The 18,183-nt window shown below is 58.8% G+C and carries 19 protein-coding genes and 1 tRNA gene; 11 read left to right on the forward strand and 9 right to left on the reverse strand.

Features of this window, described 5'->3' with window-relative positions; genetic code table 11:
- The first annotated feature begins 76 nt into the window (after window positions 1–76).
- Window positions 77–1,225 (forward strand): lytic murein transglycosylase, encoded by a 1,149-nt coding sequence (locus HKX44_RS15640; RefSeq protein WP_276152306.1) that lies wholly within the window; start codon window positions 77–79, stop codon window positions 1,223–1,225.
- A gap of 115 nt (window positions 1,226–1,340) precedes the next feature.
- Entirely contained in the window at window positions 1,341–1,505 is a 165-nt protein-coding gene (locus HKX44_RS15645; protein WP_276152307.1) for a hypothetical protein, read from the forward strand.
- 275 nt (window positions 1,506–1,780) lie between these two features.
- Here the strand turns inward: HKX44_RS15645 and HKX44_RS15650 are convergent.
- Window positions 1,781–1,855: transfer RNA gene (locus tag HKX44_RS15650), tRNA-Thr, on the reverse strand.
- 86 nt (window positions 1,856–1,941) lie between these two features.
- Here HKX44_RS15650 and HKX44_RS15655 point away from each other — a divergent pair.
- The 6 genes from HKX44_RS15655 to HKX44_RS15680 all read left to right on the forward strand — a co-directional run bounded on the left by HKX44_RS15655 (window position 1,942) and on the right by HKX44_RS15680 (window position 6,308).
- Entirely contained in the window at window positions 1,942–2,106 is a 165-nt protein-coding gene (locus tag HKX44_RS15655; protein ID WP_276152308.1) for a hypothetical protein, read from the forward strand.
- Window position 2,107: 1 nt separating this feature from the next.
- Complete coding sequence (murA, locus tag HKX44_RS15660) at window positions 2,108–3,379, forward strand: UDP-N-acetylglucosamine 1-carboxyvinyltransferase (RefSeq protein ID WP_276152309.1); 1,272 nt, start codon at window positions 2,108–2,110, stop codon at window positions 3,377–3,379.
- Entirely contained in the window at window positions 3,376–3,846 is a 471-nt protein-coding gene (locus HKX44_RS15665) for a DUF2948 family protein (RefSeq protein ID WP_276152310.1), read from the forward strand. Before murA ends, HKX44_RS15665 begins: the two co-directional genes overlap by 4 nt.
- 116 nt (window positions 3,847–3,962) lie before the next feature.
- Window positions 3,963–5,264 (forward strand): histidinol dehydrogenase, encoded by a 1,302-nt coding sequence (gene hisD / locus HKX44_RS15670; protein WP_276152311.1) that lies wholly within the window; start codon window positions 3,963–3,965, stop codon window positions 5,262–5,264.
- 102 nt (window positions 5,265–5,366) lie between these two features.
- Window positions 5,367–5,846 carry a UPF0262 family protein gene (locus HKX44_RS15675; protein ID WP_276152312.1) on the forward strand — a complete coding sequence of 160 codons (480 nt, stop codon included), beginning with the start codon at window positions 5,367–5,369 and terminating at the stop codon, window positions 5,844–5,846.
- A complete protein-coding gene (locus tag HKX44_RS15680; RefSeq protein WP_276152313.1) occupies window positions 5,847–6,308 on the forward strand; it encodes a low molecular weight phosphatase family protein in 462 nt (153 codons plus the stop codon).
- A 188-nt stretch (window positions 6,309–6,496) separates the two neighbouring features.
- On the opposite strand, the gene HKX44_RS15685 is transcribed toward HKX44_RS15680, so the two are convergent.
- A complete protein-coding gene (locus HKX44_RS15685) occupies window positions 6,497–6,856 on the reverse strand; it encodes a hypothetical protein (protein ID WP_276152314.1) in 360 nt (119 codons plus the stop codon).
- Between the two features lie 284 nt (window positions 6,857–7,140).
- Here HKX44_RS15685 and lepA point away from each other — a divergent pair, with 284 nt between their 5' ends.
- Window positions 7,141–8,940: a translation elongation factor 4 gene (lepA, locus tag HKX44_RS15690; RefSeq protein WP_276152315.1), complete on the forward strand. Its 1,800-nt coding sequence runs from the start codon at window positions 7,141–7,143 to the stop codon at window positions 8,938–8,940.
- A gap of 670 nt (window positions 8,941–9,610) precedes the next feature.
- Here lepA and HKX44_RS15695 read toward each other — a convergent pair.
- Window positions 9,611–10,891: a DUF4214 domain-containing protein gene (locus HKX44_RS15695; RefSeq protein ID WP_276152317.1), complete on the reverse strand. Its 1,281-nt coding sequence runs from the start codon at window positions 10,889–10,891 to the stop codon at window positions 9,611–9,613.
- Between the two features lie 254 nt (window positions 10,892–11,145).
- Between HKX44_RS15695 and HKX44_RS15700 the strand changes: the two genes are divergently transcribed.
- Both HKX44_RS15700 and HKX44_RS15705 read left to right on the forward strand, forming a co-directional pair.
- The gene (locus HKX44_RS15700; protein WP_276152318.1) at window positions 11,146–11,649 is read left to right on the forward strand and encodes an alkylphosphonate utilization protein; all 504 of its coding nucleotides are present in this window, start codon (window positions 11,146–11,148) and stop codon (window positions 11,647–11,649) included.
- Window positions 11,650–11,831: 182 nt separating this feature from the next.
- Window positions 11,832–12,014 (forward strand): hypothetical protein, encoded by a 183-nt coding sequence (locus tag HKX44_RS15705; protein ID WP_276152319.1) that lies wholly within the window; start codon window positions 11,832–11,834, stop codon window positions 12,012–12,014.
- A 2-nt stretch (window positions 12,015–12,016) separates the two neighbouring features.
- On the opposite strand, the gene HKX44_RS15710 is transcribed toward HKX44_RS15705, so the two are convergent.
- From HKX44_RS15710 to HKX44_RS15735, 6 genes are read right to left on the reverse strand one after another with little or no spacing between them, the layout of a single operon-like run.
- Window positions 12,017–12,775, reverse strand: coding sequence for a polysaccharide deacetylase family protein (locus HKX44_RS15710; protein ID WP_276152320.1), 759 nt, complete (start codon window positions 12,773–12,775; stop codon window positions 12,017–12,019).
- On the reverse strand, window positions 12,768–13,913 hold the full coding sequence (locus tag HKX44_RS15715) for a glycosyltransferase (RefSeq protein WP_276152321.1): 1,146 nt from the start codon (window positions 13,911–13,913) through the stop codon (window positions 12,768–12,770). The genes HKX44_RS15710 and HKX44_RS15715 overlap by 8 nt, the downstream gene beginning before the upstream one ends.
- Window positions 13,910–14,494: a histidine phosphatase family protein gene (locus HKX44_RS15720; RefSeq protein WP_276152322.1), complete on the reverse strand. Its 585-nt coding sequence runs from the start codon at window positions 14,492–14,494 to the stop codon at window positions 13,910–13,912. The genes HKX44_RS15715 and HKX44_RS15720 overlap by 4 nt, the downstream gene beginning before the upstream one ends.
- Window positions 14,491–15,567, reverse strand: a complete 1,077-nt coding sequence (locus HKX44_RS15725; protein WP_276152323.1) for a glycosyltransferase — start codon at window positions 15,565–15,567, stop codon at window positions 14,491–14,493. The genes HKX44_RS15720 and HKX44_RS15725 overlap by 4 nt, the downstream gene beginning before the upstream one ends.
- Window positions 15,567–16,811, reverse strand: a complete 1,245-nt coding sequence (locus HKX44_RS15730) for a glycosyltransferase family 4 protein (RefSeq protein ID WP_276152324.1) — start codon at window positions 16,809–16,811, stop codon at window positions 15,567–15,569. Before HKX44_RS15730 ends, HKX44_RS15725 begins: the two co-directional genes overlap by 1 nt.
- Window positions 16,808–18,016 (reverse strand): hypothetical protein, encoded by a 1,209-nt coding sequence (locus tag HKX44_RS15735; RefSeq protein WP_276152325.1) that lies wholly within the window; start codon window positions 18,014–18,016, stop codon window positions 16,808–16,810. The genes HKX44_RS15730 and HKX44_RS15735 overlap by 4 nt, the downstream gene beginning before the upstream one ends.
- Between the last annotated feature and the right edge of the window lie 167 nt (window positions 18,017–18,183).

Raw genomic sequence — 18,183 nt, forward strand, 5'->3', positions numbered from 1 at the left:
CCGCGCTGACAAACCCCGCCTTGCACGACGCTTTTCATCCGCTAGACTCTGGTAAAACAAGATCGGAACTGAGCAGATGACCCTTTCACGCAGAACCACCCTTTTGGGCCTCGGTGCATTCGGCCTCAGCGCCTGCGCCACGGGCGGCACGCTTGGGCCGCGCGCCAGCACAACCTCCGGCGGATTGCCCGCCGACCTACGCCCTGTTAGCAATGCGGCCTATGATGCATGGGTCGCCGGCTTTCGCAGCCGCGCATTGGCGCGGGGCATTTCACCCGGTACACTGTCGTCTGCATTTCGCGGAACCGGGTACCTGCCCGGCGTGGTCAAGCGAGACCGCAACCAGACCGAATTCTCCCGCACGCTCGAAGATTATCTGGCCATTGCCGCCTCGGATGAACGGGTCTCAAAGGGACGCGCAGCCTTTGCCCGCCATCGCAGCACTTTGGCGGCGGTTGAGGAGCGATATGGCGTTGATGCCGAAATTGTCACGGCGGTCTGGGGGCTGGAGAGCTTTTATGGTGAGCGGCGTGGCGATGTGCCGGTGATTTCAGCCACCTCGACGCTGGCCTTTGACGGGCGGCGCGGGGTGTTCTTTGAAAAACAACTGATCGCGGCGCTAAAAATCCTGCAAAGCGGGGATACGACCCCTGCCATGTTAAAGGGATCATGGGCGGGGGCCATGGGGCACACCCAGTTTATCCCGACGTCCTATCAAGCTTTTGCTGTTGATTTTAACGGTGATGGCCGGCGCGATATCTGGTCAGATAATCCGGCGGATTCGCTGGCTTCTACCGCCGCTTATCTGGCGCGCAACGGTTGGACCAAAGGGCGCAAATGGGGGGGCGAAATTGGCAATGGTGCCCCGCAGGGACGCATGTTGCAGCCGCAGGCAGGTGGTCCGCGGTTCAACGTGACCAGCAATTTTAACGTCATCAAACGCTATAATAATTCAGATAGTTACGCGATTGGGGTGGGGCATTTGGCCGACCGTATCGCCGGCGGTGGCCCGATCCGCGCCAGCTTTCCGCCGGATAAATACGGGCTGACGAAAGATGACCGTGTGCGCCTGCAACAACGGTTGACCGCGCGCGGCTTCGACACCGGCGGATCCGACGGCGTAATCGGCCCCAACAGCCGCAAGGCAATCAGTGCCTATCAAAGCAGTATCGGCCAGCAACCGACAGGGGATCCGTCAGCAAATTTGCTGCGCAGTTTGGGCTAAGTGATAGAAGGGCCTTCACGTGGAGGTCCGTTTTACAGCTAAATCCGAAAAGTCCGGGAACCATCGCGTGACTGGGCCGTTATCACTCCAAGTAATTAATACCAAGGAGCGAAAAATGGCTGGCAAAGATACAACAGTTGTAACAACCGGTGGTGGTAGCTGGTTTCTTGTGGGTGCCTTGCTGGTGGTCGTTGCGGTCGGCGGCTACTTTTTCCTAGGTGGAGAGGCACCCGGCGCCAAAGATGTCGATGTGTCAATTGAACTTCCGAAATCAGAGTAACAGGGAGTGACTCCGACTGATGGGGGTGACTCCGGTCTGTCGCGGGGGGGCACCCGTCTGATGTTCCGATTGCATGGGGTAGTCATCCAACCGGCGTCAGGTTGTGATGTTTACGAGTGAACGATCTTCTAAGGGGCCCGCGCCATTGCGTCGGGTCCCTATGTTTTTGGATTTGGCGGTTTCGTTCGCACTCCGACCGCCAGGTCGTGGCGGTCATCATTCGGGAAGTAGGCAAATATGCTTACCCAAGCGTGTATGGATGTGTGGTAGGTATCTGGTGCTGTAGGGGAGGATTGAACTCCCGACCTCGTCATTACCAATGACGCGCTCTACCACTGAGCTACTACAGCGCTGATCTGCGCGCTGATTAGCGGCAAACCAAAAACACTGCAACCGAAATCTGGACCCTTTTGCAACGCTGCGTTAGACAGGCCTCATGACACAGCCCAAAACGCCCCCGATCCCCAAAACCAAAGCGCAGGCGCGTGAAGAGCGGCTTAAGGCTGCGCTGAAGGCAAATATGGGGCGGCGTAAGGCACAGGCACGTGGCAGGGCCGCGGCAAATACAGACCCCAAAGGGGCAATTGAGGAAAGCGAGTAGCATGGATTCGATTCTGATCAGAGGCGGCAAGGAACTGCAGGGCGCAATTCCGATTGCCGGGGCGAAAAATGCCTGTCTCACGTTGATGCCCGCCACCTTGCTGAGCGAAGAGCCGCTGACGCTGACCAACGCGCCACGTCTGAGTGACATTCGCACCATGACGGAATTGCTGGGTTCTTTGGGCACCGAGGTTTCTGCACTGCAAGATGGTAAAGTGCTGGCGATGTCCAGTCAGGGGCCGATCAACACCCATGCTGATTATGATATCGTGCGCAAGATGCGGGCATCCAACCTTGTATTGGGGCCACTGCTGGCCCGCGAGGGCCATGCCGAAGTATCTTTGCCCGGCGGGTGCGCCATTGGCGCACGTCCCATGGACATCCATACAGACGGGCTGACCCTTATGGGGGCGGATATCGAACTGCGCGACGGGTATCTGCATGCCAAGGCGCAGGGCGGACGGCTTAAAGGCGCGGTCATCGATTTTCCTTTTGCGTCTGTCGGGGCGACGGAGAATATCATGCTGGCTGCCACCTTGGCCAAGGGCACCACGGTGATCAACAATGCGGCGCGCGAGCCCGAAATCGTAGACCTTGCCGATTGCCTGCGCGCCATGGGGGCACAGATCGACGGAGATGGCAGCCCGTCCATCACCATTCAGGGCGTCGACAGCCTGCATGGGGCCACACATAAGGTGGTCACGGACCGGATCGAACTGGGCACTTATATGCTGGCCCCGGCGATCTGCGGCGGCGAAATTGAACTGCTGGGCGGGCGCATCGACTTATTGTCGGCGTTTTGCGAAAAACTGGACGCGGCAGGCATTGCGGTGACAGAAACTGCCAGCGGCCTCAAAGTGGCGCGCAAGAATGGCCGGATCCGCGCCGTCGACGTGACAACCGAACCGTTCCCGGGGTTTCCAACCGATTTGCAGGCGCAGATGATGGCGCTTCTTTGTACCGCTGAAGGTACGTCCGTGCTGGAAGAGAAAATCTTTGAAAACCGGTTTATGCATGCCCCCGAACTAGAGCGCATGGGTGCAAAAATTGATGTTCAGGGCGGCACCGCCACGGTGACCGGTGTGGAACGTCTGAAAGGGGCCCCCGTGATGGCGACCGACCTGCGCGCTTCTGTTTCGCTGATCCTTGCAGGGCTTGCTGCCGAGGGTGAAACCAAGGTCGCCCGCGTTTACCACCTTGACCGCGGCTATGAACATGTTGTTGCGAAGCTGCGCGGGGTGGGCGCAGATATCGAACGGATCAAAGAAACATGACCCAGGATGCCCGTTTCGAGGATGGTGCAGAGGCCCCGCTGAATCTTGGCGCGATGGATGCAGAAGACCTCAAGGTTATCTCGTCGCTTGTTCAGGACGCAGTATTCCCCGCCTCGGAGATGCGTTGGGAGCCCAAGTCAGGCCGCTTTGCACTGTTGCTGAACCGAGTGCGTTGGGAAGACCAGGGGCAGGGCCGCCATGCCCCCGAGCGGGTGCAATCGGTGCTGATGTTCAAAACCGTTCAGGGTGTTGCCAGTCAGGATGTGCCCAAAGGGGACGCCGACACCATCCTTTCGCTGCTGGCGCTGGGCTTTGAAGAAACCGATGCGCCTTCGGGCCATCTGACGCTGACCCTTGCGGGAGATGGAGCCATCCGTCTGAACGTCGAGGCCATTGAGGTTACGCTCAAGGATGTCACACGTCCCTATGTCGCCCCGTCAAAGAAACTGCCCCGACATCCCGACTAGCATAACGCCGTCTTTCTTCTCTTTTTGGCTTTAAATACTGTCCTCCCTCTCATTTGCGCGCTGTGACCAGCGGTTGGAAAGGGGCGGCATCAACACCCTCCCGGAGCGATCTGAAAATGCCCGTTACCCTAAATGCCTTGGCACCCGATTTCGAAGCCGCCTTTCAAACCCTGTTGAATGCGAAGCGCGAAGACAGCCCGGACGTTGACGCGGTGGTGGCGCAGATCATTGCGGACGTCCGCGCCAAGGGGGACGCCGCGGTTATTGACCTGACCGCCAAATTTGACCGCGTGACCCTGACGCCGCAGACCCTGCGCATCACAGATGATGAAATCGCCACGGCGGTGGGCGCGGTTGGTCCCGAGGACAAAGCCGCGCTTGAACTGGCAGCCACCCGCATCCGCGCCTATCACGAACGGCAACTGCCCGAAGACGCCGAATGGACAGACGAGGCCGGCGCAACCCTTGGCTGGCGCTGGACGCCCGTATCCGCGGCGGGGCTTTATGTGCCCGGCGGGCTTGCCAGCTATCCAAGCTCCGTTCTGATGAATGCAATTCCGGCCAAAGTTGCCGGGGTAGAGCGCCTTGCCATGGTGGTGCCGACGCCAGATGGCGTGCTGAACCCGCTGGTCCTGATGGCCGCCCGGATTGCCGGCGTTGACGAGGTGTACCGCATTGGCGGGGCGCAGGCCGTGGCCGCACTGGCCTATGGCACCGACAGCATCGCCCCTGTGGACAAGATCACGGGCCCCGGAAATGCGTTTGTTGCCGCGGCCAAGCGCCGGGTTTTCGGCAAGGTGGGGATTGATATGATCGCTGGTCCGTCGGAAATCCTGATTATTGCCGATGGCGACAATGATCCGGATTGGATCGCCCTTGATCTGCTGTCACAGGCCGAACACGATCAAAGCGCACAATCCATCCTGATCACCACAGATCAGTCCTTTGGTCAGGCTGTCGCGCAAGCCGTTGAAAAACGGCTGGAAACACTCGAACGCCGCGATATTGCCGGCCCCAGCTGGCGCGATTTCGGGGCCATCATCATCGTGCCCGACCTTGGCGTGGCGGCCGAGCTTTCCAACCGCGTTGCCCCTGAACACCTTGAGCTTTGCGTGGCGGACCCGGACGCGCTGAGCGCGCAAATCACCCATGCGGGCGCGATTTTTCTGGGCCAATGGACGCCCGAGGCCATCGGGGACTATATCGGCGGGCCCAATCATGTATTGCCGACAGCGCGCTCGGCGCGGTTCTCATCCGGGCTGTCGGTTCTGGACTTTATGAAGCGCACCACGCTGGCGCGGATGACGCCGGATGCCCTGCGCGCCATTGGTCCGGCTGCGGAACGTCTGGCCACGTCAGAGAGCCTTGAGGCGCATGGTTTGAGTGTGACCGCACGTCTGGACAGGTTGAACCGCTGACATGTCTGGCGGCGTTCAACAACAAAAAGCGGGTGACATTGCCTCTGGCGATTTGCTGGCGTATCCATAGACAAACCTGCTCATAAAAGGATGCGCCCGCGCATGTCCCGTCTCGTTCAGATCAACCTTGATGACGCCAATCTGCCGCCTCCGACACCGGAGATCGAGCAAGAGCGCAAGGTCGCCGTCTTTGACCTGCTTGAAGATAATACATTTGTGCTGCCGTCGCGTGATGCGCGCCCGGTGCCGGAAGGACCTTATCACCTTGGGCTTTCGATCCGTGACAAGCGATTGGTGTTTGATGTCGAAACCCAAGCCGAGGAAAAAGCGGCAGAGTTCCATCTGTCGCTTGGACCATTCCGTCAGGTGGTTAAGGATTACTTCCAGATTTGCGAATCCTACTTTGATGCGGTGAAAAAACTGCCCCCCAGCCAGATCGAAACCATCGATATGGCGCGGCGCGGTATTCACAACGAAGGTAGCCGTGTTTTACAGGAGCGGCTGGAAGGTAAAGCGGAAATCGACACCGATACGGCGCGCCGTCTCTTTACCCTGATCTGTGTCCTGCATTTCGGAGGCTGAGTGAAAGGCACACTCCCCCAATCCGTATTATTCTGCTGCGATCACAACGCAGTACGTTCCCCGATGGCAGAGGGGATCATGAAGAAGTTTTACGGTACCGATACCTATGTGCAATCGGTTGGCGTCAAAAATGATCTGGAAATCGACGGGTTTTCCATCGCTGTTTGCGCAGAACTTGAGGTCGAATTGTCGCGTCACCGGTCGCGCAGCTTTGATGAAATGGAGCAATGGGGCGACGATCTGTCATCGTTTGATTTGGTGATTGCCCTGTCGCCAGCCAGCCAACGCCGGGCGCTGGAACTGACCCGCTTTTTCCATCTCGACGTTGAATACTGGCCGATCCTTGACCCAACCGGCCTAGGGGAAACCCGCGATGCGAAACTGACGCAGTTCCGCGCTGCGCGTGATCAGATTGCGGAACGATTGATAGAGCGTTTCGGCGCGCCAAACGACGCGACGTAGTGGGTGTGCCGGGCGAATTTGACCTTTCGTTTTCTGCTTAAAGCGTCCCGCCTTTAACCTGAGCTATCATATATCGCTTTTCGCGTTCACCCAAAGGGAGAGACAGCGAACAAACGATCCATATCTAAGGCGAGGCGCTCTAGGGATACGTGCCGGCCAATAGTGCTTCGAGTAAAACTCGAATAGCTTTAGACGCCTGAACACACCTGTGCTGCGCGTTGGCCGTAAGCCTTCCATGCGGCCCAGAAACGCTTGTTCCCCGGATTGCTGTCCTGATTTTGCCGTACCTCTTGCAGGGCGTGCGGGTTCTTGAAGTATTTCACCCCTCTGCGCTGATCCGACGACGACAGTTCACGGTTGGCCACCGCTTGTACGCAGCCACAACGCGCCCGTGACGCGGCCTTGCGCCCCTGCGCCTGACAGGCTTTCTGAATCGGGCCGCTGGCAAATTGCACCACAGGGGCATAGCCCCGATTTCCCGATGACCTGCCGCCGCCACAAGCAACTAAGGCCACAAGTGCCACAAGCGCCAAACTGATACGTAACATAAATTCTGCCTTTGCCCTGAACCGATGGGGTTTGCCCCTTGGTGGTCCTGTTTTGCCTTTGCCCCAGTATGACGGATTTGGAGCAGGGGGGCAAATCACGTTTGTGCCGTGGCGCTGTGCCGTGTTCGGATCCGACAACACCACCATATTCGGCGGTCAGAGACGTGCCGAACCACGCCAAATCCGGTTTCACTTTCGAAAATACCGCTCTGCCAGAATTTCACGCTTCGCACGGCCAGCCAATCCATCTTGACCGCCCCGTTAAACCCCTACATATCCCTACCATGACACCACTTTCACACATCCGCAATTTCTCCATCGTGGCCCATATTGACCACGGTAAATCCACTCTGGCTGATCGCTTGATCCAGTCCACGCACACTGTGGCCGATCGCGATATGAAAGAGCAGATGCTTGACAGTATGGACATCGAGCGCGAGCGCGGGATCACCATCAAAGCACAGACCGTGCGGATCAATTACAAAGCGAACAACGGTGAAGAATATGTCCTTAACCTGATCGACACACCGGGCCATGTCGATTTCGCCTATGAGGTTTCCCGCTCTATGCGCGCCGTCGAAGGGTCGCTGTTGGTTGTTGACTCAACGCAGGGCGTTGAGGCGCAAACCCTTGCAAACGTGTATCATGCCATTGATGCAGATCATGAAATCGTGCCGGTTCTGAACAAGATCGACTTGCCCGCCGCCGACTGTGACCGGGTTGCCGAACAGATCGAAGATGTGATCGGCATTGATGCATCAGGGGCGATCCGCGTCTCTGCCAAAACCGGCATCGGCATTGCGGAAACGCTGGAAGCTATTGTCGAACATCTGCCGCCGCCTACCGGTACCCGCGACGCGCCGCTTAAGGCGATGCTGGTGGATTCATGGTATGACAGCTATCTCGGGGTGATCGTTCTGGTCCGCATCATGGATGGGGTTCTGAAAAAGGGCGAGCGTATCCGGATGTTGTCGAATGATTCGACACATCACGTCGACCGGATTGGTGTTTTCCGTCCTGCGATGACGGAAATTGATGAATTGGGTCCCGGTGAACTTGGCTTTCTCACCGCCTCGATCAAGCAGGTCCGTGACACCCGTGTGGGCGACACAATTACCCACGAGAAAAAGGGCACGACCGATGCGCTGCCCGGATTTAAGCCCGCACAGCCTGTTGTCTTCTGTGGTCTGTTCCCTGTTGATGCCGCCGATTTCGAAGACCTGCGCGATTCGATTGAGAAGCTGGCGCTGAACGATGCGTCCTTCAGTTTTGAAATGGAAACATCCGCCGCGCTGGGCTTTGGTTTCCGTTGTGGTTTCCTTGGGCTGTTGCACCTCGAAGTGATCCGCGACCGGATCGAGCGGGAATACAACATTGATCTGATCACCACCGCGCCGTCGGTTATCTATGACATCCACATGAAGGACGGTCAGGTGGATCAACTGCACAACCCCGCCGACATGCCCGACCTGACCTTTGTGGATCACATCGAAGAACCGCGTATCAAGGCGACGATCCTTGTGCCTGATGATTATCTTGGTGACGTGCTGAAGCTCTGTCAGGACCGCCGCGGCATCCAGATGGACCTGACCTATGCCGGTTCGCGGGCGATGGTTGTCTATGATCTGCCTTTGAACGAAGTGGTGTTCGATTTCTACGACCGGCTGAAGTCTGTGACCAAAGGCTACGCATCCTTTGACTATATCATGACCGGATACCGCACCGATCAGCTGGTCAAAATGTCGATTCTTGTGAATGACGAACCAGTTGATGCGCTGTCAACGATGGTGCATCGCGACCGTGCCGAGGCGCGTGGCCGTGCGATGGTGGAAAAGCTGAAAGACCTGATTCCCCGCCACATGTTCAAAATTCCAATTCAGGCGGCAATCGGCGGCAAGGTGATCGCCCGCGAGACACTGTCCGCCATGCGCAAGGACGTGACGGCCAAGTGTTACGGTGGTGACGCAACACGTAAGAAGAAACTGCTGGAAAAGCAGAAGGCCGGTAAGAAGAAGATGCGCCAGTTCGGTAAAGTGGATATCCCGCAGGAAGCGTTTATTTCGGCGCTGAAGATGGATGGCTAAAAGCCGTGCATTTTCGCTGCGGCTGGGCGAAGAAGGTTGGCACAGCTACTTATGTGCGCGCGTTGAGATGTAGGGTGGGTGCAACCCACGCGTTTTCAGGTTTCAATTGTCGGGCGCGTGGGTTGCACCCACCCTACGTATACTCCGATGTACCGTCGAATATGGCCAATCAACGGCGCGCGCGGCAAACCCGTATTTGACGGGATTCCAATGGCAATAAGCGATATGGGCCTGAAAGTCGGCCTTATCACGGATACAATGTTCCCAAAACCGTCGCTGCCAAACTCCACATTCCCCTTTTCGGGATTTGCTCTTACTCACAGTGGCGCGCAGCGCCAGAGTGTTTAAAAAAGCGTGCCTTTATCTTCTTCCAGCGAATGGAAAAGTCGGCATCCCCTTCCGCCAAAGTCCAGACCGTATGAATGTGATCCGGCAAAATCACCATGGCATTGCAGTAAATTGGATGTTCACGCGCAACAGCTCGATACACCGATCTGAGCAAGGTAATTTCCCGAACCAGTAGGTCGGTGCCACGTTGGGCCAAATTTACAGTAAAGAAGTATGTTCCGCCCGGAACATACATGCGGCTATATCGACTCATCCCGTAATTTTGCCGCAGGACGGTTAACAGGGTGTTATTGTGTACGCACCTTACCCCACAAACCCGATCCTACGCCGAGAACGGATCATCCAGCACACCAACCAGCGGCAACAAGAAACCGCCGTCGGCACCCAGCGCGTCTTGGTGATAGTCATCAATCGCATCCACGGCGCGGTTCAGGCTGGCGGCGCTGCCGTCGAACAGTGCCATCGCGGCCGAGGCGTCGCTGACATCTGACATGCCTTTGTGGATCGCGAAATACGCGCCGATATCGACTTTGGATTCCAGAAAATTCTCGTCTGCTTGTTGTTGTGCAATGAACGCGGGCGAGGCACCCTGCGGCGGCTCGGCCCGTACACCTGCAAGAATTTCACGAATGAACTGGTCGCGCCCGACCGAACCATCATCAAGAACGCCAACCCAGAAATCAAACCCACCCTGATCGGCAACCCGGCCCAGCACATTGTCGTAAACCGTCGTGGCAAAATCCGCGTTACTCATTGAGCTGGGATAGGTCGCGCGGGTTTCGGGCTGGTCGATGAACAGGCTTGCCATTTGTTCCAGCGTGGTCCCGTTGGCGAATGCCGTGCCCCAGAAGTTGAGGCCCACTGCATCGGGTGCGCGGTTGAAGTAGGCGATGTAGAATTCGACGAAGCTTTCGATTTGATCCGCAGTCAGGTTTGCCATGCCGCCATAGGTGCCAAGGGCGAAAACCGTGTTGGGGGTATCCTCGCCACCTGTTGCGAATTCAAGGTTTTCGATGCTGATCAGGGTGTCGGTACCGGTGCCGCCTGCGCTGCGGTCGGTCAAGGTCAGATCACCCGGCTGGAGCGTCAATGTGTAGTGGTTCATGGAGTTGCTCAGCATGGCCCAGTCATCGCCGGTGCCGCCGTCCAACGTGTCGTTCGCATGGCCGCTGCGCAATTCGTCGTCGCCGCTGCCGCCTGAGGCGAAAAAGGATGAATCCGCAGCGGCACCGTCCAGCGTGTCGTTGCCCGCATCCATGAAAATCCGGTCAGAGCCTTCGAAAACGCCCAGGAAAACCAAGTCGTTGCCGTTACCGCCGTGAATTTCATCATCGCCCTGACTGCCTGCCAGCAGATCGTCACCGGTGCCACCATACAGGGTGTCATTGCCCAAACCGCCGATCAGTGAGTCCTGACCGGAATCCCCGTACAGCGTATCATTCTGGTCGCGTCCGTAAATGGTGTCGTTTCCGGCTCCCCCTCTGACAAAGTCGTCGCCGAAACGGGCGTCGATCATGTCATTGCCACCCCGTCCGCGAATGACATCTGCGGTTTCGCTGCCGGTAAAATTGTCGTCATTGTCGCTGAGGGTATATGTGGGCATCGGGCATTCCTTTTTTGGGCCTTACAACACCTGAATATGTTTCAATGAAGGTGGGAATGGGGCGAAATATTTGCAATCCATATCAAAATTGCTGTTGTTGCACAAATGTGCGGCGCGGCACGGGGGAGGATATGGGCGGGCAATCGCCGGTCGTGGATGCGTCTGGCCAAGATTTTCCGCAACATGGCTTTTCACCGGCACCGCGCCGGACAACACCCATTGCGCCGCAAGAATGCAGGGCCTAAACCCACTGCATGAACTGTCCTCTTTGCACCACCGCTGACGCCCCGCTTATTGAAACGCCGGTTCCGGGTGGCCCGTCGGATGCTGCTGTCTTTATCTGTGCTGCCTGTGCCGATCCCCAAACCGTACCGGACCATTTCCGCGCCCTTGCATCCACCATGTGGTCGGACGATCCGGCTGTGCAGGTGTTTGCCGCCCGCACCCTCAAACGGCTGGATACCGATTGGGCGCGTGATTTGTCTGACCAGTTGTATCTTGAGGAAGAAACCCAGATTTGGGCGGATAACGCACCGATGGAGACGGCACATAAGGACAGCAACGGGGTGGCGCTTGCCTCCGGTGATACCGTGGTTTTGATCAAGGACCTGAACGTAAAAGGGGCCGGGTTCACCGCCAAACGCGGCACAGCGGTTCATCGGATATCTTTGGTTGCCGACAATTCCGCCCATATCGAAGGCCGCGTCGAAGGCCAGCGTATTGTGATCTTGACGGAATTTGTGAAAAAGCGCGGTTAGAGCTTTTCGAGTTAAACTTGAGACATCAAGCATCACTTTTCGTGGTCACCCAATGCTGCCTGCATCAAATTGCCTTGCCCCAGGTATTTTCCGCAGGATGCGTGGATTGACCCAAATCAACACAGGCGGTCCGGCTCCGTGCTAACCCAAGCGCAGCGCCACCCAATTCAAAAGGACACGCCATGTTTCGTCTCGCTTCAATGCTCTATTCAATCATTGCCACCGCTTTGGCAGGCGCAGGAGTTATCGCAGTGCTTTCCGCCGGTTACGTGTCACTGACACCGATCCTCGCGGCTGCTGCTGCGGGGGCTGTTGTTGCTGTGCCGGTGGCCTATCTGGTGGCGCGCAAGCTGACAGGGTCCTGATGTCAGGGTAAGGAGTTAAGCCTTGCCTGTAGATCTATCGGAACGGCCCCGGCATCCATCAGGCGGGAAAGGCATTCCAGCGTGAACCGCCAGGTCTCTTCATCCTGTACCAGATGGTGCGTTAACATGCCCAAGGGTTCTGCCGTATCTGCCTGCCCTGCGCGGCGATCCTGTAGGTGACGGATCAGAATATTCAGCAATTCAGCAGGGGCGCGCAGCCCACCGCCGCCGCGCCAGTCGATGGGGTCAATATGTGTGTTGATCTGTACCAGGCCACCCGTTGCCAGGCGGGACAGGCGGGGAGTGAAGGTTGACAGGCCCGCATACCCCAATGCGGGCAGCTGTGGAATTAATGCGGGATCAATCCGGTTCCACGGCGGCACGAAAATCTCGGCAAAGCTGGTGCCGAACAAGGATTTCATCCGCGCGATTGCGGCACTGGCCTCGGCGAGTTGAGCGGCACGCGGTTCTGCGAACTCGGATTTTTTCTGCCCCGGTGTGGCGTGGTTTTCATGTGCCCAGCCATGCACCAGCGGCACCAGTTTCGGTTCCGCCAATACCACGTCGACAAGGCTTTGATCCGCGTGTTTCGGGATCACTGCGATATGCACCGGCATATTCAGGTCTCTGGCCCGTGCCACCATCTGGTCAAGCGCGGTGGTTTGCGCCACGGCGTCATCGTCACGCCACCAGAGCGGCATGGCCAGCCCCTCATCATACCAGATGCGCAGCTCGGTTTGCAGGCCGGTCCAGTCAGTCACGGCGCAGGTCCTTTACGGTTTGATCAACGATCTTAACGGTTTTTTCGGCACCAGACATATGTTGTCGCGCCTTGCGCTGTGGGCCCGCCGTGATTGCCTTGCTCACGGCGTAAAGCAGGGCCGGGGCTGTCAGATCACCCGACGCCAGCACCTCGATCCCGGGGGCATTGGCAAGGGCCGCCGCGCGAATGCCTTGTTCCACTTCGTTGCCATCGTCAAAAGGCACAAACACCGCAGGGCAGCTCGTCTGAAGCAGATCAAGCGCGGTGTTATAGCCGCAGAAGGAAACCGATGCGGCTGCGTGATGCAGCATTTGGCGAAAATCGGGGCGGGTGGTTTCCACCAGCAGGTTGGCCGGGGCACCGGATTGCAAATCCGTGATCGTGGACTGTGCATCCTGACCGCCAACCAGCAGCCGCCAGACGCGTTTGCTGTCCAGCGCGGCTGCCGCGCGGGCGAAGTGAAACAGGTCTGCGCCAACCGGACCGCCGCCGGCGCTGACAATCACTTCGCCTTTTCCCGCTTCATCGGGATGCGGCAGCGCCGGTGCGGCGGCGACAAATCCGGTATAGCGCAACTTGCCTTGCAGCGCCTCCGATACTGGCCAGCTGAGGTTCAGGGGGGCCACCTCGGGGTCGGAGTGTACAAGGACTGCGTCATACTGTGCGGTAATAATCGCGTCTGTGCGGGCGGCTTTCTCGGGTTTGCTGGGCGGGGCAAGGATATCCCGGATCGACGCCAAGACCGCCGGTCGGTTGGGCCTTGCATGAACGGTCTCCAGCAGGGTGGTGAATTCGTCTTTCAGAATGCGCCGGCCAAAGGGAAACAGCTCGGTAATCACCGCATCTGGATTGAATTGGGTAAGGGATTGAACAAGTTGTTTCTTACGCGCTTCAAGCAGGGTATCTGAGGCCACTGTGCCCGCCTCGTCCAAAAGCCTGCTGAAATCCACCCCGTCCGAACGCACCGGCGGCAGTTGCACAACCTCGACCCCGCTGTTGGCAAGCCGCGCAACAGGCATACCGCCAGAAACAACAATGGACTGATGGCCCGCTGCGTCAAACGCTTTGGCGAGGGTGAGCGCGCGGGTCAGGTGGCCAGTGCCAAGCAGATGGGTGACGACGATCATCACCCTCATGCCGGGCGCTCCGTCAATCGGACAGGTTCGTCCTGAAGCTGCCAGTTGTCCCCGTCTATCTGGATAACATAGAGCCTGTTGCGTTTGATCCGGAAGGGGGCGGGGCCGTCAAAGCCCCAACCTGTTGCTTGGGCCAGAAGCACCCGCATCACACCGATATGACAAACTGCAAGACTATCGCGCTGCAAGCCAGCGACCCAAGGCAGCAGCCGCGCGCGCAGGGCGGCGGGAGGCTCGCCATCCGGCGGGGTATAGTTCCAGCCCCATGTTTCGATGTCACGATACCCGCTGGCGGGATCACTGCGCATTTGTGCCCCGAACTTCCCCTCCCATTTGCCCCAGTTCATTTCCATCAGGGCTGGGTCGGTGATGGGATCCCGATCGGCCACAATCCGGGCGGTGTCTGCGGCACGGGCCAGCGGGCTGGCAAACAGATCAGCCTTGTGCCACGGGGGCGGTAGCATCAGTTTGGACAGATCCGCCCGTGCCGCATCATCCAGTGGAATATCGGTGTGGCCCTGTATCCGGCCCGCGCGATTCCATTCGGTATGCCCATGGCGCAAAAGAGCTAGGTGGATCATGTGGCAACTCCGATACTGGCCAGCCCGTCGCGCAGCGTATCCGTTGCAGAGGGCATCAGGTGATTTTCGAGCACATAGGTCTGTGCATCCTGCCCCATCTGCTGGCGTTTTTCGGGTTGCCCCAGAAGACCATCCAGCATCTGTGCCAGCGCTGTGGCACCGGTTTGGGGCGTTGGATAACCGGCTGGGGCAATCACTTCGCGCATACCGGGGCGGTCTTGGGCCACGACGGGCAAACCGGCAGCCTGCGCCTCCAGATAGACCATCCCAAGGGCCTCGTTTACGCCCGGCCAGAACATCAAGCTGCTGTTTTGGTAGGTCGATTGCAAGGTCGGCGGGTCAAGCTGCCCCAGAAATTTTATACGGTTCCCGAAGGGCTGCATTATATGTTCGACCTCGTGCCGTGCGGGGCCATCCCCGGCTATATCCAGTCGCCAGTCAGGAGTGGCCAAAAGGGCAAGGGTGTCGGCAATGATTTGAAAAGATGCAATTTTATCGCCGGCCCGCATCATCCCGACGCTCAGCATCGGACCGTTTACCGGCCCTGTACGGGGCAAGGTATCCCGCGACAGAAAGGGCCGCAGATGGATCAGCCGCTGTGTGGCGTGGGCGTTTTCCTTCAGGCCGACGGCGTCACGGGTGGAAAAATAAAAGATTACATCGGCGGCATCACTCGCCGCTTCGGCTGCTTTGGCAAAGGCGGCCCAAGGGCCGGACAGGCGTTTGCGCGCACGCGTGGATTCGATTTGTACATAGGGGATGCCCAAGCCCTTGCTGACCGCAGGCCCGATCAGATCGGGTGCCTTGTAGTAATTGTGATAGGTGATCCAGGCCTGCCAATCGGCGGTCCGGCCCAGCGGCAACAGCCGGTCGATCTCGGCATCGGCTGCCGCCTGCACCGCGGCCTGCACCGCACTGTCGCCCTTGCCATCTCTGGACCGCAGGCTGCTGGGCAGGCAGACTTGCGCGCCGGTTCGGCGCAGGGCGGCCAGCAATGCGCGGGCGATGCTACGGTCCCCGGACGGGACCGGATGGTCCGGAGCCTTCATCGGCGCATAAAAGGCCAGTTGCATCAGCCCTGTGCCGTTAACATTGCGTTCAGTCGCCCAGTCAGATGTTCAATGCCCGGGTGCATCAGGAAATGCGCGGTCAGGCGGTCATAGGCGGCATCGGCCAGCCCATGGGCGCGGGCGGGATCCGTGGCGAGTTCTTGCATCGCATTGGCCAGCGCTGCGGGGGCATCATCGCTGAGAATGCCATGCACGCCGGTGTCGATAAATTCAGGGATGGCCGACACAGGGGTGCTGAGGATCGGAAGTTTCTGGCTGGCGGCTTCCATCAACACATTGGGCAGGCCATCACGGTCTCCATCTTCGGCAATGCGCGAGGGCAGTACAAACAGATCGGCAGTGCGCATGGCGGCAATTACCTCGGGCTGGTCGCAGGCCCCGCGCCAGGTAATGCGATTGGTAATGCCAAGCCGTTGCGCCCGCGCCCGCATATCCGCGTCCAGTGCGCCACCGCCGATATGGGTGAAATGCCAGTCCAGTGATGCCGGCAGCAGGGCCAAGGCATCCAGGAGGTTGTCATAGCCTTTTTTCTCGACCAGACGCCCGACCGACATCATTGCAAATGGCGCGTCGGCCTTGCGCAAGGGGCGGACAGGCGGCGCAGGAAAGCGGCCCAGATCAAGGCCGTGGTAAACCAGATCAACCCGTGACGGCGTGTCGGCCAGCCCCTGCAAATGCTCTGCCCCGAACCTTGTGCAGGTTGCCCCAAAGGCGGCACCATGGGTTGTGCCCTTCAGTTTTTCTTGCAGTTCCCAATCGGGCGACGTCCAGATGTCCTTGGCATGGGCAGAAAAAGACCAAGGCACGCCGCGCAGGATGGCGGCATAGCGGGCGACGGAAGACGGGGTATGCAGAAAATGCGCATAGATCCCGCCCACGTCCTCGGGCAATTCATGCGCCATCACACAGGCCTGTCCCCAGCGGCGGCGGCGGTTGGCGGTATCGTCTCGTTCAAGGTCCGCAACAAAAGCAGCGGCAGCGGCGTCAAACCTCGGCATTTCGGCGGCGGCACCCATGGCGCGTGCAACCCGTGCAGGATCATCACGCAGATACTCCGGCAAATAGTGAACCGGAGCCTGCAAGCGGTCGTGCAGCGGATGGGTCTTCTTGTCGGTCGGGTGGCGCAGGGACCAGATGTCAAAATCCAGACCGGCCTCTTCCAACGCGACCAGTTCCTGTGCGATGAATGTTTCGGACAGCCGTGGCCATCCCTTGACCACAACCGCGAGGCGGGGGGGCTTTGTCATCCGCTTGTTCCTTTGTCCATCAGGGCCTGTGCCCGGTTCACAACCACGTCCAACCCGTCAAGCAGCCCGTCAGCACCGGCGGCGGATGGTCTGGCTTGTCGGGGCAGGGCGCGGATTGCGTTAATCATCGCCTGCGTGGTCATCCCGTCGCGGAATTCGTCCAGCATCCGCACCAGTCCCAATTCCTCGGCGCGGCTGGCTCTGATCCATTGTTCCAGCCGTGGTTTGGTACGTGGCACGATGACCGCAGGGCGGTCAAACGACAGGACCTCGCAGAACGTGTTATAGCCGCCCATGCAGACCACCCCGACTGCACCGGCAAACAGCGCCTCAATCCGGCTGTCAAAACCCACGGCAGTCACCCGCCCGTTCAACTTGGCCACCCGCGCATCGAAGGCGTCGCGCACTTCGCCTGACAGGAATGGCCCGTAGATCAGCATGGCGTCCGGCCCCAGATCAGGGTCCTGCTCGTAGGCAGACAGCACCAGCGACACCATCGCCGCCCCGTCACCGCCGCCACCGGGGGTGACCAGAACGTAAGGTGTGTCAGGGACATCAGATGAATCGGTTACCGCACGGCGCAGATACCCCGTCCAATGCATCTTGGCACGGGTTTCGGCGGACAGGGCCAAACCCTCTGACGGATCATAAACGTCACGCACCCCATAAACCCAGATTTCATCATAGAGATTCTCAGCCGCCGCCAAGGCCCCTTTGCGGTCCCATTCAGCGGCCAGCACCTCGGGTTCGTCCAGTACATCGCGCAAGCCCAGAACCACACGTGAGCGCCCGCGCATCCGCAGGTATTCCAGCGTCGGCAGCAGCTCTCCGCGGAAACCTGTGGGCTCTTTGTCGACAATCATCAAATCAGGCTCGAACCGTTCGACCGCACTTTGGATCAATCCCGCCCGCAGAGAGGTGGTGTCGTCAATATCCAGCCCCAGGGTTTGGCTGATATAGCTGCCGTCGGGTGTCTTGGTCACACCGGGCAGGCGGATGTGGTCAACACGTTCAGGAAAAGTGAACCGGCCCGCCATCGGAGAGCCGGTAAGAATGATCGCCGAGGCTTCGGGGTCGGCCTGAGTCATTGCCGTGGCCAAAGCCCGGGATCGGCGCAAATGGCCAAGGCCAAAAGTGTCGTGGCTGTAAAACATGATCCGCCGTGCGCGGGTATCGCGGTTAGCGTGCGAGGGTATTGGCCCCATAAGTGTCACCTTTTCCACCACGTTTGAATTGTGGCTTGGCCTGTGAACAGACCCCCGCAGGATTCGTCTGTGATTTGAGGGCAGGCATGCGCCAGCCCGCTTCCGCTATGGCATAAATTGCAGGGCTTTGTAAAACGTCAAGGATCACGGTTTCGTTCAGTGGCCTG

The sequence above is a fragment of the Sulfitobacter sp. M05 genome (assembly GCF_029285175.1).
Taxonomy (GTDB): Bacteria; Pseudomonadota; Alphaproteobacteria; order Rhodobacterales; family Rhodobacteraceae; genus Sulfitobacter.

Coding starts and splice junctions, on each gene's coding strand:
- HKX44_RS15700 (WP_276152318.1), top strand. CDS start 11,146: ATGAACTGTCCTCTTTGCACCACCGCTGACGCCCCGCTTATTGAAACG.
- HKX44_RS15720 (WP_276152322.1), bottom strand. CDS start 14,494: ATGATCCACCTAGCTCTTTTGCGCCATGGGCATACCGAATGGAATCGC.
- HKX44_RS15705 (WP_276152319.1), top strand. CDS start 11,832: ATGTTTCGTCTCGCTTCAATGCTCTATTCAATCATTGCCACCGCTTTG.
- HKX44_RS15735 (WP_276152325.1), bottom strand. CDS start 18,016: ATGGGGCCAATACCCTCGCACGCTAACCGCGATACCCGCGCACGGCGG.
- HKX44_RS15675 (WP_276152312.1), top strand. CDS start 5,367: ATGTCCCGTCTCGTTCAGATCAACCTTGATGACGCCAATCTGCCGCCT.
- HKX44_RS15640 (WP_276152306.1), top strand. CDS start 77: ATGACCCTTTCACGCAGAACCACCCTTTTGGGCCTCGGTGCATTCGGC.
- HKX44_RS15645 (WP_276152307.1), top strand. CDS start 1,341: ATGGCTGGCAAAGATACAACAGTTGTAACAACCGGTGGTGGTAGCTGG.
- HKX44_RS15685 (WP_276152314.1), bottom strand. CDS start 6,856: ATGTTACGTATCAGTTTGGCGCTTGTGGCACTTGTGGCCTTAGTTGCT.
- HKX44_RS15695 (WP_276152317.1), bottom strand. CDS start 10,891: ATGCCCACATATACCCTCAGCGACAATGACGACAATTTTACCGGCAGC.
- hisD (WP_276152311.1), top strand. CDS start 3,963: ATGCCCGTTACCCTAAATGCCTTGGCACCCGATTTCGAAGCCGCCTTT.
- lepA (WP_276152315.1), top strand. CDS start 7,141: ATGACACCACTTTCACACATCCGCAATTTCTCCATCGTGGCCCATATT.
- HKX44_RS15715 (WP_276152321.1), bottom strand. CDS start 13,913: ATGAGGGTGATGATCGTCGTCACCCATCTGCTTGGCACTGGCCACCTG.
- HKX44_RS15655 (WP_276152308.1), top strand. CDS start 1,942: ATGACACAGCCCAAAACGCCCCCGATCCCCAAAACCAAAGCGCAGGCG.
- murA (WP_276152309.1), top strand. CDS start 2,108: ATGGATTCGATTCTGATCAGAGGCGGCAAGGAACTGCAGGGCGCAATT.
- HKX44_RS15665 (WP_276152310.1), top strand. CDS start 3,376: ATGACCCAGGATGCCCGTTTCGAGGATGGTGCAGAGGCCCCGCTGAAT.
- HKX44_RS15730 (WP_276152324.1), bottom strand. CDS start 16,811: ATGACAAAGCCCCCCCGCCTCGCGGTTGTGGTCAAGGGATGGCCACGG.
- HKX44_RS15725 (WP_276152323.1), bottom strand. CDS start 15,567: ATGCAACTGGCCTTTTATGCGCCGATGAAGGCTCCGGACCATCCGGTC.